Origin of the sequence: Streptomyces shenzhenensis, from assembly GCF_003688995.1 — a bacterium.
In the GTDB taxonomy this organism is placed as follows: Bacteria; Actinomycetota; Actinomycetes; order Streptomycetales; family Streptomycetaceae; genus Streptomyces; species Streptomyces shenzhenensis_A.
Map to the genome: position 1 here is coordinate 190,545 of NZ_PENI01000007.1, position 12,746 is coordinate 203,290.

General features: G+C 72.4%; 11 protein-coding genes and 2 pseudogenes. 5 read left to right on the forward strand and 8 right to left on the reverse strand.

The genetic code is table 11. From position 1 onward, the window contains the following. Nucleotides 1–12: 12 nt before the first annotated feature. The 3 genes and pseudogenes from CTZ28_RS48235 to CTZ28_RS14370 form a co-directional block, all read right to left on the reverse strand. Nucleotides 13–415, reverse strand: a pseudogene (locus tag CTZ28_RS48235) (nucleoside/nucleotide kinase family protein); the annotation flags it as partial. 74 nt (nucleotides 416–489) lie between these two features. Further along, a pseudogene (locus tag CTZ28_RS47010) lies at nucleotides 490–654 on the reverse strand (VOC family protein); the annotation flags it as partial. 169 nt (nucleotides 655–823) lie between these two features. Further along, nucleotides 824–1,204, reverse strand: a complete 381-nt coding sequence (locus CTZ28_RS14370) for a winged helix-turn-helix transcriptional regulator (RefSeq protein ID WP_121889745.1) — start codon at nucleotides 1,202–1,204, stop codon at nucleotides 824–826. A gap of 101 nt (nucleotides 1,205–1,305) precedes the next feature. Between CTZ28_RS14370 and CTZ28_RS14375 the strand changes: the two genes are divergently transcribed. After that, nucleotides 1,306–1,713: a RidA family protein gene (locus tag CTZ28_RS14375; protein ID WP_121889746.1), complete on the forward strand. Its 408-nt coding sequence runs from the start codon at nucleotides 1,306–1,308 to the stop codon at nucleotides 1,711–1,713. Nucleotides 1,714–1,723: 10 nt separating this feature from the next. On the opposite strand, the gene CTZ28_RS14380 is transcribed toward CTZ28_RS14375, so the two are convergent. The 4 genes from CTZ28_RS14380 to CTZ28_RS14395 all read right to left on the reverse strand — a co-directional run bounded on the left by CTZ28_RS14380 (nucleotide 1,724) and on the right by CTZ28_RS14395 (nucleotide 5,623). Further along, a complete protein-coding gene (locus tag CTZ28_RS14380; protein ID WP_121889747.1) occupies nucleotides 1,724–2,581 on the reverse strand; it encodes a dioxygenase family protein in 858 nt (285 codons plus the stop codon). A gap of 86 nt (nucleotides 2,582–2,667) precedes the next feature. Further along, nucleotides 2,668–3,510 (reverse strand): citryl-CoA lyase, encoded by an 843-nt coding sequence (locus CTZ28_RS14385; protein ID WP_121889748.1) that lies wholly within the window; start codon nucleotides 3,508–3,510, stop codon nucleotides 2,668–2,670. Continuing rightward, a complete protein-coding gene (locus tag CTZ28_RS14390) occupies nucleotides 3,503–4,729 on the reverse strand; it encodes a CaiB/BaiF CoA transferase family protein (RefSeq protein WP_121889749.1) in 1,227 nt (408 codons plus the stop codon). The genes CTZ28_RS14385 and CTZ28_RS14390 overlap by 8 nt, the downstream gene beginning before the upstream one ends. Before the next feature lie 72 nt (nucleotides 4,730–4,801). Next, a complete protein-coding gene (locus tag CTZ28_RS14395) occupies nucleotides 4,802–5,623 on the reverse strand; it encodes an IclR family transcriptional regulator domain-containing protein (protein ID WP_121889750.1) in 822 nt (273 codons plus the stop codon). A 296-nt stretch (nucleotides 5,624–5,919) separates the two neighbouring features. On the opposite strand from CTZ28_RS14395, the gene CTZ28_RS14400 reads away from it, so the two are divergent. Then, nucleotides 5,920–7,368, forward strand: a complete 1,449-nt coding sequence (locus CTZ28_RS14400; RefSeq protein ID WP_121889751.1) for an amidohydrolase family protein — start codon at nucleotides 5,920–5,922, stop codon at nucleotides 7,366–7,368. 28 nt (nucleotides 7,369–7,396) lie between these two features. Beyond that, nucleotides 7,397–7,912, forward strand: a complete 516-nt coding sequence (locus CTZ28_RS14405; RefSeq protein ID WP_121889752.1) for a DoxX family protein — start codon at nucleotides 7,397–7,399, stop codon at nucleotides 7,910–7,912. Nucleotides 7,913–8,104: 192 nt separating this feature from the next. Here the strand turns inward: CTZ28_RS14405 and CTZ28_RS14410 are convergent, their stop codons facing one another. Then, a complete protein-coding gene (locus CTZ28_RS14410; RefSeq protein WP_220795334.1) occupies nucleotides 8,105–9,019 on the reverse strand; it encodes a LysR family transcriptional regulator in 915 nt (304 codons plus the stop codon). A 91-nt stretch (nucleotides 9,020–9,110) separates the two neighbouring features. Here CTZ28_RS14410 and CTZ28_RS14415 point away from each other — a divergent pair, with 91 nt between their 5' ends. Both CTZ28_RS14415 and CTZ28_RS14420 read left to right on the forward strand, forming a co-directional pair. Then, the gene (locus CTZ28_RS14415; RefSeq protein WP_121889753.1) at nucleotides 9,111–10,928 is read left to right on the forward strand and encodes a gamma-glutamyltransferase family protein; all 1,818 of its coding nucleotides are present in this window, start codon (nucleotides 9,111–9,113) and stop codon (nucleotides 10,926–10,928) included. Between the two features lie 194 nt (nucleotides 10,929–11,122). Further along, a complete protein-coding gene (locus tag CTZ28_RS14420) occupies nucleotides 11,123–12,745 on the forward strand; it encodes an ABC transporter substrate-binding protein (RefSeq protein WP_121889754.1) in 1,623 nt (540 codons plus the stop codon). Nucleotide 12,746 lies beyond the last annotated feature (1 nt).

The window sequence follows — 12,746 nt, forward strand, 5'->3', positions numbered from 1 at the left end:
CGGTTCGCGGGACGGCGGGGAGAACACCAGGCCGGCCCGGTCCAGCGTGGCCGCGATGAGGTCGGCGTTGCGCTGGCCGGTACCGAGCGCCCATGCGCGGGCCTCCGCGGGGTACTTGCCGTACGCCACATGCCGCCGGATGAGCCGGTCCAGCCGTGTCTCCTCGCCGGTGGCGAGGTACCGGGTAGTTGCCCTCCATGATGACCAGCGGTGTCCCGACCGGAACCGGGATGCCCGTCGGCTCGCGCAGCCGGCGAAGCAGCGCCGTGTGTCCCGCGGCGTCGAAGGTGTCCGGTGCGCCCTTGCGCCGCCGCCGGCCGAGCCGTTCCAGTTCGCTGTTGGCCAGGTGGAAGGCCAGCGTGGACTTTCCGGAACCCGGCGCACCGACGATGCCCAGCAGCGCGCACCGCCGGGGCCCGTGCGCACAGGTCGGAGAAGGCCATCGCCCCGCGTTCCTCCAGCTGAGGGCTGACTGGCGTGCCGGTCACGCTAGGCCGGTGCGGCGGGCGTGTCCATCGCCACGGCCCCCACCACACAGAAGGGATGCCCGGCCGGGTCCGTGAAGACCCGCCAACGCTCCCCGCCCAACTGCTGCTCCGGCTTGGCTGCACCCGACTCCAGCAGCAGAGCCTCGGCCTCGGCGAGGTCGTCGACAGCCGTCATGTGCGGGCCCGAACTCGTGCGCTGTCACACCGTAATGACCCACGCCTCGCATTGCGGCGTCACCGCGAGCGCGCGGCGCACCGGCGCCCTTCGCCGAAGCGGCCCAGCCGGGCCGTGGGGCGCCGCACCGTGTCGTCCACCGCGATGCGGGATGTGGTCGTCACGTGGTGAAGCGGGCGCGGGAGGTTTCGATGTGGCTGAGGTATCGGTGGGTCCAGGCGCACATTCCGTCGACGGTCGCTCTGAGGCCCTGGCCCGGCTCGGTGAGGGTGTACTCGACCCGCGGCGGCACGGTGGGGTGCACCGTCCGCTCGACCAGGCCGTTGCGCTCCAGCATGCGCAGGTTCTGGGTGAGCATCTTGTGGCTGATGCCCTCGATCTCGTTCCGCAACTCGCTGAAGCGCAGGGTGCGTTCACCGAGGGACTCGATGATCAGGAACGCCCACTTGTTGGCGACGTCCGAGAAGATCTCCCGCGCCAGGGAGTCCGCACGGGTGAGATCCGCGTCGTCGACGGAGCCCTTGAGCCGCTTGGTCACCATGAGGTTCCCCAGTCACTGAAAAGTGCGTTCTTCCATGTCAGCGAACACTCTCCTACGGTTTCCGAGTAACTACAAGAGAGCACAGCAAGGAGACAGCCGACATGGCCATCGCCCTCGTCAACCCCGGCGGACTGCCGGTCATCGACGTCTACCGCCAGGTGTCGGTGGCGTCCGGCTCGAAGCTGGTCTTCGTCGCCGGGCAGGTCGCCTGGGACGCGGACGGCGTCACGGTCGGCAAGGACGACCTCGCCGCCCAGGTCGAGCAGTGCTACCTCAACGTCGGCACCGCCCTGTCCGAGGTCGGCGGCACCTTCGCCGACCTGGCCAAGCTGACCGTGCACGTCGTGGACTGGACCCCCGACAAGATGCCGCTGCTGCTGGCGGGGATCGACCGGGCGGCGGCACGCCTCGGCGTCACCCCCGCACCGCCCGCCACGCTCCTCGGCGTCGCGGCGCTCGACGTGCCCGAGCACCTGGTCGAGGTGGAGGCCGTCGCGGTCCTCGACTGAGCCCGGGGCGTCAGCCGGACTGGAGGACGAAGTCGTACTCGGCGTGCAGATACGGGGCGTCGAGCCGGCTTCCGTCGGGCGCGCCGCCCGCCGGGCGTGCGGTGAACGGCACGATCAGCGCGTCCTTCGTACCGAACACGACGTCGCTGTCCAGGTAGTCGCTGCCCGCCCGGAACAGATGGGTGATCAGCTTCCGGTAGCCGGGTTCGTCGATGAGGAAGTGGATGTGCGCGGGCCGGAAGTAGCTGATGTCGGTCGCGCGGATGAGGTCGCCGACGGGGCCGTCCATGGGGATGGCGTACCCGCGCGGGGCGATGGTGCGGATGCAGTAGCTGCCGTCCGCCGCGGTCCGGTACCTGGCCCGCAGCCGTGCCTCGTCGACCTCGGGGAGCTGGGCCTCGTACGCGCCGTCGGCGTCGGCCTGCCAGACGTCCAGCACGGCGTCCGCGACGGGCCGTCCCTCGGTGTCGGTGACCTTGCCGGTGACGAACAGCGGGGTTCCCGGGATGCCGTCGGACATGTCGAAGCCGCGCGGGACGGTCGGTGAGCCGTCGATGTGGAAGGGGCCCAGCACCGTGGCGGGCGTCGCCTCCGCCGTGAAACGGTTGTTCAACTGCACCACGAGCATGCTCAGTCCGAGCACGTCCGAGGTGAGGATCAGCTCCTGACGCTTGTCGTCGCAGGTCTGGCCGGCCGCGGTGAGCCACTGGATCGCGGCCGTCCACTCGTCCTCGGTGAGCCGCACCTCCCGGGCGAACGCGTGCAGATGGCGGACCAGTGCGCTCATCAGCTCCGCCATTCTCGGGGAGTGCGCGGTGGCCCAGCGCTCGGCGGCCAGCTCGGTGATGTTGTCCTCGTCGACGAACACGTTGCTGCTCCTTGGTCTGCGGTACGGAGTGCGGGGGCGGCGTGCGAAGGTGCGGCGCGGGCGGCGGACGGCGCGGTGCCGGCGGGTCAGCCGTCGCGCCGTGCCTCCGTGAGCGGTTCCGGTACGTAGGGGTCGGGCGGGACGGCGGTGTTGTTGCGGTCGACGGACAGGAAGACGTCCCGTGCGACCGGGTGGCGCAGCTCCTCGGCGAGCTGTCCGATCAGTCCGGCCGTGCGCGCCAGCAGGGCGAAGGCGCGCAGCAGTGGCAGCGGCAGCCCCAGGTCGGCGAGCGCGGCGCCGCAGACCCCTGCTCCGTTGAGCGGGAGCGTGCGTCCCAGCACGGCGGGGTGGACCCGGCCGATGGCGGCGAACAGCTGGAGGTGCGGTCCGAAGCGGCCTTCCTCCGTGGCGATCCGCATGAGCCGGGCGGTGCGGGGATCGCCCTCCTTGTGCACATGATGTCCGAGCCCGGGGACGAGCTCTCCGGCCGCGTGCCGCTCGCGCACCGTGCGCAGCGCGATCTCGTCCCAGCCCGCCTCGTCGGTGGGCAGCACGCCGGCCAGGGACTCCAGGACGTCGTGCAGCAGACGGCCGGTGTCCTCGGTGACGCCGAGGAAGCGCGAGCCGCCGCCGAGCAGTCCCGCGGCCAGCGCGCCCTGGACGGAGTCCGGCGCGGAGAGGTAGGTCAGGCGGGTGACGATGGCGGTGGGGGTGAACCCGTGGTCCGCCAGCGCGGCGAGCACCGCCTCGAAGACACGTGTCTCGCCGGGGGTGGGCCGCCGCTGGGTGGCCAGCCAGAACGCCAGCTCGCCGAAGCCGACCGAGCCCATGATGTCCTCGGCCAGGTCGTGTCCGAGCAGGGTGATGGTCGTCGGGTCGGAAGCGCCGAGGGCGGTGGGGTAGCCGGGGCGGGTCGTCGGGTCAGCCATGCGCGGTCTCCTCGGGTCCGGCCAGCCATGCGCGCAACCGCGCGCCGTGCTCGTCGAGTTCGGGGGGCGGCAGCCGGTAGGCGGCCGGGGTGGCGGAGAACCGGATCGGGTGCCGGGTGGTGGGCACCGCGCGGTCCCCCTCCCCGACGGTGACGACCGGGTCGAGTCCGAAGCGCTCGGCCATGGCGAAGCCGCCGTCGAGGGTGTTGATCGGCCCGCTCGGCACACCGGCCGCCACCAGCAGCTCGAACCACTCGTGGGCGCCGCGCGTCACGAGCCGCTCGGTGAGCAGCGGCCGGAGCTGTGCGCGGTGTGCGGTGCGGTCGGCGTTGCGCGCGAAGCGCGGATCGTCGGCGAGCGCGGGAGCGCCGAGGACCTCGCACAGCTTGCGGAACTGGCCGTCGTTGGCGGCGGTGACGATGAGGTCGTGGTCGGCGGTGGGGAACGGCTCGTAGGGGAAGACGCTGGGGTGGGCGTTGCCCATCCGGTACGGCACGGTGCCGCCGGCGATGTAGGCGGAGCTGTGGTTGACCAGGCCGGTCAGCGCCGAGGACAGCAGGTTCACCTCGACGAGCTGGCCCTCGCCTGTCGTGTCCCGGTGCCGCAGTGCGGCGAGGATGCCGATCACGGCGTGGTTGCCGGCCATCACGTCGAACACGGAGATCCCGGCCCGGTACGGCGGCCCGTCCGGGTCGCCCGTCAGGCTCATCAGCCCGGAGACGGCCTGGACCATGAGGTCGTAGCCGGGCACATGGCGGCCGGCTCCGGAGCCGAAACCGGTGATCGAGGTGTAGACGAGGCCGGGGTTGTCCCGCCGTACCGACGCGAAGTCCAGCCCGTACTTGGCCATGCCGCCTGGCTTCATGTTCTCGATCAGGACGTCGGCGCGGCGGACGAGTTCCCTGGCGAGCGCGGCATCGTCCTCGGTGCGCAGGTCGAGGGCGATCGAGCGCTTGCCCCGGTTGATCCCGAGGTAGTAGGTCGAGACCTCGCCGCGCACCGGGGGCGTCCAGGACCGGGTGTCGTCGCCGCCCGGACCTTCGACCTTGACGACGTCCGCGCCGAGGTCGGCGAGCAGCATCGTGGCGTACGGCCCGGCGAGGATCCGGGAGAAGTCCGCCACCAGCACCCCGGACAGCGGTCCCGCGGTGTCCGGGGTGGGGGAGGTGGTCGTGGTGTGTGTGCTGTCCGGCCGAGCGGGATGGGCGCTCTGCGACATCGACCCTGCCTCTCTGTCCGCCACACGGACAGATGTCCGTAGAGCGATTCTGTGGCGCACACCACGAGGGCGTCAAGGTGTGGCGACCGCGTCGGCCGGCCGGATGGTGTGCGGCGCGGACTCCAGGCGGGCGAAGTCCACGCTGATCTCGCCGGCGGTCTGCAGGAGGAGCGGCAGGTAGTCGTCGAGGAGCACGTCCACGGAGGTCTCGGCGGCATGCGCGTTGACGTTGACGCTCGCCACCACCCGGCCCGAGCCGTCCCGCAGCGGGGCGGCCACCGAGCGGATGCCGCGCGCCAGTTGCTCGTCGGTCAGCGCCCAGCCCCGGGCGCGCACCTCGCGCAGCTCGGCCTCCCACTCGGCCCGCTCCGGCCGCCACACGGGCCGCAGACCCGACCGGCTGGGCTCGGCGAGGATCCGGGCCGCCTCGTCCGGCGGCAGCGCGGCCAGCAGGACCTTGCCCAGCGAGGTGGGCAGCGCGGGGAAGCGGGTGCCGATCTGCACGGCGAGGGTGACGATCTTCGGCACGGAGACCCGGGCGACGTAGACGATGTCCGAGCCGTCGAGCTGCGCGATCGAGCACGACTCGCCGGTGCGCTCGACCAGCCGCTCCAGGTGCGGCCTGGCCACCTCCCACAGCCCCGTCGAGCGCACGTAGGCGACACCGAGGTCGAGGACGCGCGGGGTCAGCGCGAAACCGCCGGACTGCTGGCGCACATAGCCCAGTTCGGCCAGGGTGAGGAGGATCCGCCGCGCCGTCGGTCTGGCCAGCCCGGTGGCCGTCGCCACGTCGGTCAGCGACATCACGGGCTGCCGGGGCCGGAACGCGGTGATCACCTCCAGCCCTCGGGCCAGCGCCTCGATGAAGTCGGGCCCGGTTCCTTCGCGGGGCATGGGAACTCCTCCTGTCGGTGTCACGGCGGCGGCGACGCTCGTCCGCTCTGCGGACGAGCGTCGCCGGGGCACTCTACGCAGGCGGGACCGCCCCCCGCGCCGGGCTCGCGCACCGGAGCGGATCACGGCCGTCCGCAGAGCGGACCATCGGCGTCCGGGGACGGCTGGTACTCCCGTCGCACCCTGTATTGACAGCGAAGCATCCGCCCGAACACCATCGGTCAGCAAGCATGCAGCCGCCATACGGACAATCGTCCGTCGCCGAGAAGAGCGTGTGAAGAGCGGGAGATGCAGAGATGATCCAGTCCACCTCGTTCCGGCCGGGCCGCCCCATCGTCTTCCGCGGCGGCACGGTGCTGCCCATGGACCGGCAACGCCGGGTGCTCACCGACACCGACGTCCTCGTGACCGGCGACCGGATCGCCGCGGTCGGCCCGCGGCTCGCCGTCCCGGACGGCACCGCGGAGATCGACGCCACCGACGGCATCCTGATGCCCGGCATGATCGACACGCACCGGCACATGTGGCAGACGGCGATGCGCGGCTACGGCGCCGACTGGACCCTCACCCAGTACTTCGTCTGGTACTACCTCGAACACGGCAGGACGTTCCGCCCCGAGGACGTGCACGCCGGAAACCTCCTGGCCGCCGGGGAGGCGCTGGACGCGGGGGTGACCACGGTCGTCGACTGGTCCCACGGGCTGCAGACGGTCGACCACGCGGACGCCGCCGTCGACGCGCTGCGGGCGGTGCCCGGCCGGTTCGTGCTCGCCTACGGCAACATCCAGCAGGCCCCGGCGGAGTGGACCGCGGCACCGGAGTTCCGGGACTTCGTGCGCCGCCGGATCACCGGTGACGACCTGCTCGGCCTCCAGCTGGCCTTCGACGTCACGGGCGACCCCGCCTTCCCCGAGAAACCCGCCTTCGAAGTGGCACGCGACCTCGGTGTGGCCGTCACCACCCACGCCGGTGTCTGGGGCGCCACCGGCGACGACGGCATCCGGCTCATGCACGAGCACGGCTTCATGACACCCGAGACGGTCTATGTGCACGCCTCGACCCTGTCGGCGGACTCCTACCACCGCATCGCGGCGACGGGCGGCTCCGTGTCGGTGTCCACGGAGAGCGAGCAGAGCGCCGGGCAGGGCTATCCGACGACCTGGGCGCTCCGGGCGCACGGCATCCCCGTCTCGCTGTCGATGGACACCAGCGTCTGGTGGAGCGGGGACCTGTTCTCCGCCATGCGCACCACGCTCGGCGCCGACCGCGCCCGCGAGCACCTGGAGGCCCACGCCAAGGGCGAGACCGTCACCCACTGCGCCCTGCGCGCTGATCAGGTGGTGGCGTGGGCGACCCTCGGCGGGGCCCGGGCCCTCGGCCGGGAGCACGATCTGGGCAGCGTCGAGGCGGGCAAGAAGGCCGACCTGGTGCTGCTGAAGAACGACCACTCACCGGTCTCGTTCCCGGTGCTCAACCCCTATGGCCATGTGGCCTTCCAGGCCCAGCGCGGCGATGTGCACACGGTGGTCGTCGACGGACGCGTGGTCAAGCACGACCACCGTCTGCTCGGCATCGACCTGACCGCGGTACGGCGCGAGGTCGAGCGGACCGTCGAGCACCTGCGGTCGGCGCTGGGCGAGGCGGACTGGCGCAAGGGCATGAACCCGGACGTCCCCGAGACGAAGATCCTCGACAACCCGTACACCTACACCGACTACCGCAGCGCCACGACCCACGGCCGCTGAGCCGGCACGCGGACGGAGGGCCGCATCGATGACCACGGGACTGCTCCTCCTGCGAGTCCTGCTCGCCGGCCTGCTGTTCGGACACGCGTTGCAGAAGCTGCGCGGCTGGTTCGGCGGAGCCGGCCCGGCGGGCACGGGCGCCGTGTTCGAGCGATGGGGGTTCGTACCCGGCGCGCGGCTTGCCGTGACCGCCGGCCTGGCGGAGCTCGCGGGTGGCGCGTCGGTCGCCACCGGGCTGCTGACGCCCGCCGGGTGCGCGGTCGTCATCGGCACCATGACGGTGGCGGCCGTGGCGACCTCGCCCCAAGGTTTCTGGGCCCAACGCGGGGGCTGCGAGGTGCCGTTCTGGTACGGAGCCGTCGCGGCGGTGCTCGGCTTCACCGGGCCGGGCCCGTGGTCGCTCGATGCCGCCCTCGATCTCCCGTGGGCGTCCGGCACCGGCTGGGGCGCGGTCGCCCTGCCGGCCGGTCTGCTCGCCGCCGCCGTCCCCCTCACCGCCCGGGCCCGGACCCTGCGCGCAAGACGAACGGACACCGCACCGTAGACCGACAGGGACACAAAGACCTCAGCCCGCCATCGCACACCGGCAAGCGGCACGACTACCGGCCGGCGACCACCGGCTGGGGCGCGGTCGCCGTCCCCCTCACCGCCCAGGCCCAGGTCCTGCGCGCAAGACGGACGGACACCGCACCCCAGGCCGACAGGAACACAAAAGCCTGAGCCCGCCGTGGCGCGGCTACCGGCCGGCGGCGTCCGTGCCGGGCGTGGCCTGGACCCGGGCCAGGGTGGTGTCGATGAAGGCGCGGGTGGCGGAGGTGACCGGGCCGCCGCGGTGGACGAGCCACTGGGCGATGCGCTCCGCCGGCGCGAACCGGTACACCTCGGCCCCGGCCCGCCGGGCGAGGTCCGCCCAGCCGTCCGGCATCAGGGCCGCGCCGATGCCCTTGAGCACCATCGGCAGCACGACGCTCCGGTCGCTCACCTCGGCGGCGACGGTGAGCTCGCCCACGGTGGCCGAGAACCGGTCGAACAGAGCGCGTACGGCGGTCGTCTGGCCGGTCACGACGAACCGCATCCCGCGCAGTTCCCCGGGCCGCACCACAGGACCGTTCCCGGCCGGCCGGGTGCCCGGCGGCAGGACCAGCAGGAACTCCTCGTCGCGCAGATGGTGCGCCACCAGCCCCTGCCCGGTCGGCCGCTGCGCGCTCCCGCACACCCCGACCTCGCACCGCCCCTGCGACACCATCGCCACCACCTCGGCGGCGGCATCCGCGGACGAGACGCTGACCGTGACCCCGGGATGCCGCTCCCGCAGCTCGGCGACGATGCTCACGATCGGCTCGAGGCCGGAGGACGAGGTGGCCGCGACGTCGACCCGGCCGACGGCCCCCTCCCCCAGCGAACGCGCCGCCGCACGGAACGCCTCCAGGTCCCGCAGCACCAGTCGGGCGCGAGCGGCCAGCGCCTCCCCCGCATTGCTCAGCACGGCCTGCCGGCCCACCCGGTGGAAGAGCGTGACGCCGAGTTCGCGCTCCAGATTGCCGATCGCGCGGGAGAGGGAGGGCTGCGCCACGTGCAGGGCCCGCGCGGCATGGCTGAAGCCGCCGTGCTCCACGATCGCCACGAAGTACTCGAGCTGACGGCGTTCCACGATCCGTGCCCTCCACCCATAGCCTGTCGCTATCGGAATGGTGTCACGCATGTCTTGGACGCACCGGCGGCGCACCCGGTTTACTCGCGGTATGTTCACCACCCGTCCCACGCTCCAGGGCACCCACGGCATGGTGTCCTCCACCCACTGGCTGGCCTCCGCCGCCGCCATGGCGGTGCTGGAGGACGACGGCAACGCGTTCGACGCCGCCGTCGCGGCCGGCTTCGTACTGCATGTGGTGGAGCCCCATCTCAACGGCCCCGGCGGCGAGGTGCCCCTCGTGTTCGCCCCGGCGGGCCGCGCACCGCAGGTCCTGTGCGGGCAGGGTCCGGCGCCGGCCGGCGCCACCATCGACCACTACCGCTCCCTCGGCCTCGATCTGGTGCCCGGCACCGGGCCGCTCGCCGCCGCGGTGCCAGGGGCGTTCGACGCCTGGATGCTGCTGCTGCGCGACCACGGGACCAAGTCGCTCGCCGACGTCCTGAAGTACGCCATCGGCTACGCCGAGCACGGCCACCCGGCGGTGGAGCGCATCGGCGAGACGGTCGAGACGGTCCGCGCCCTGTTCGAGACCGAGTGGCCGACCTCCGCCGAGCTGTACCTGCCCGGCGGCAGGTCCCCGGCCGCGGGCGCCCTGCTGCGCAATCCCGCGCTGGCCGCGACCTGGCGGCGGCTGATCACGGAGGCACGGGCGGCGGCCGGTCCCGGTGCGGGCCGCAGGGACGCCGAGATCGAGGCGGCGCGCCGGGTGTGGCGGGAGGGCTTCGTCGCCGAGGCGCTCGCCGGCTTCGCCGCCCGCCCCGTCATGGACACCTCGGGCGAGCGGCACGCGGGCACCCTGTCCGGCGACGACCTGGCCGGCTATGCCGCCGCGTACGAGGAACCGGTCACCCACGACTGGCAGGGCTGGACGGTGGCCAAGGCCGGCCCGTGGAGCCAGGGCCCGGCCTTCCTCCAGCAACTCGCCCTGCTGCCGGAGGGGTTCGGCAGCGGAGCCGGACTGCCCCGGTACGGCACGGCGGAGTACGTCCACACCCTCGTCGAGGGCACCAAACTGGCGATGGCCGACCGGGAGGCGTGGTACGGCGACGCCACGGGCACCGCGGACGTGCCGCTGCGGACGCTGCTGTCCCCGGGCTACAACGCGGCCCGCCGGGCGCTGATCGACCCCGACCGGGCGTCGTACGAGCTGCGCCCCGGCAGCCCGGACGGCCGGCTGCCGCGCCTGCCGGAGCCGGCCGCCGGTCCCGGCGCCCCGGCCGGTGCGGGTGCGGGTGAGCCGACCGTGGGACGGGACGGCGCCACCCGCGGCGACACCTGCCATGTCGACGTGGTCGACCGCTGGGGCAACCTGATCTCCGCCACCCCGAGCGGTGGCTGGCTGCAGTCCAACCCGGTGGTGCCGGGCCTCGGCTTCCCGCTGGGCACCCGGCTGCAGATGACCTGGCTGACGCCCGGGCTGCCCAACTCGCTGGCGCCAGGGCGCCGGCCGCGGACCACGCTGACTCCCTCGCTCGCCCTGCGCGACGGCGTGCCGGTGCTCGCCTTCGGAACTCCGGGCGGCGATCAGCAGGACCAGTGGAGCCTGCATTTCTTTCTGTCCGTGGTGCTGCGTGAAAAAGTGCGCGGCGGCTATGACCTACAGGGTGCGATCGACGCACCGAATTGGCACACGGATGCCTTTCCGTCCTCTTTCTATCCGCGCGCGGTGGAGCCGGGGTCGCTCACGGTGGAATCCCGGATCGGCGACGCCGTACTGGCCGGGCTGCGCCGCCGCGGACACCGGGTCACGGTGGGTGACGCCTGGTCAGAGGGGCGTCTGTGCGCGGTGGCGCGGGATCCGGAGACCGGTGTCCTGTCGGCGGCCGCAAATCCGCGCATGATGCAGGGTTACGCGGCCGGAAGGTAGTGGGGAACGTGGAGATACCGCATTCTTAATGCGCGGGAAATAGACTTCCGGAAAACAGCGGCTACCGTGGTGGAAACCAAAGAGAAGCACCGCACTGAGTGCCCGGAGTTTCCATGGCTAACCGGTATTTCCGATGTCTGAAATTTCTGTGGTTTCGGCGATTTCTACGGTTTCTGCGGTTTCCGCGTTCCCGAATGGTCGGCGCGCCGGCCGCCGTGCTCGCGGCGGCCGTGCTCAGCGGATGCGTGCCCGTCCAGCCCGTCAGCACGTCCGCACGGCACGAGGACGCCTACGGCTCCCCGGTCGGCAGCCGGCCGGTGCGCGCCGGCGGCCATCTGACGATGGGGCTTTCGTCCGAACCCGACCGTCTCGACCCGACCACGTCCAGTTCGCTCTACACGCGCTATGTGATGAGCGCGATCTGCGAGAAGCTCTACGACCTCGACGCCGAGGGCCGGATCGTCCCCCAGCTCGCGGCCGGTCTGCCGGATGTCTCCGCGGACGGGCGCACCGTGACGATCCCGGTCCGTGACGGCATCGTCTTCGCCGACGGCACCCGGTTCGACGCGGCGGCCGTACGCACCAGCCTGCTTCGTCATCTGACCCTGCCGACCTCGCAGCGCACGCCCGAGATGGGACCGGTCCGCAGCATCGAGGCCCCCGACGCGCACCATGTGGTGCTCCGCTACAGGTCGCCGTTCGCGCCGATCACCGCCGCGCTCGCCGACCGGGCCGGCATGATCATGTCCCCGCGGGCGCTGGCCGCCGAGGGGGACGACTTCGGCGACCGGCCGGTGTGCGTGGGGCCGTTCACGTTCGTCGAGCGGGTGCCGCAGACCTCCATCACCGTGGCCCGCGATCCGCGCTACTACGGCGCCGCGGACGTCCGCCTCGACCGCATCACCTACCGGATCATGCCCGACGCCAACATCCGTGCGGCCAACCTGCGTTCGGGCGACATCCAGGTCGCCGACACCATCTCGCCGCAGGACGTGGACGCCCTGCTGCGGGAACCGGGTCTGAGGCTCCTGCAGTCCGGCTCGCTCGGCTACTCCGGCATCACCGTCAACACCGGAAACGTCGACGGGGTGGGCAGCCCGACCCGGCGGATCGACACCCCGATGGGGAGCGACGCCCGGGTGCGGGCCGCCTTCGCCGCCAGCATCGACCGCGCGACCCTGGTCAACACGGTCTTCAACAACTGGTTCGAACCAGCCTGTTCACCGATCGCCCCGCACAGCGCCTACGCGTCGGCCGCGAGCAGCGCCTGCCCCGCCTTCGATCCCGAGCGCTCGCGCCGTCTGCTCGCCCGGGCCGGCGTGCGCACCCCGTACCGGGTGACCCTCCAGGTCACCAACTCCCAGGACCAGGTGCGCTTCGCCCAGGCGTTGCAGGCCAGCGTCGCGGAAGGCGGATTCGACCTGCGGATCGTGCCCGTGGAGTACTCCACCCTCCTGGATGTGCAAAAACGCGGGAACTTCGAGCTGTTGATGCTCGGCTGGTCCGGGCGGATCGACCCGGACGCCAACACCGCCCGGTTCCTCGCCACCGGCTCCGCCGGAAACTACGGCGGCTTCTCCTCCGCGCGCCTGGATGACCTGCTGGACCGCGCGGCACGCACCACCGACACCGCGGACCGCACCGAGCTGTACGGGCGGGCGGTCGCCGTGCTGCAGAGCCAGAACCCGATCGTCTACACCTACCGGCAGCGGAACCTGACGGTCGTCTCGGACGCCGTCGCCGGTGTCCGGGTCTACTCCGACGGCGTGGTCCGGCTCGGCGGGGCCGCGTTCCGCGCCGACGGCAAGGAGGGCTGAG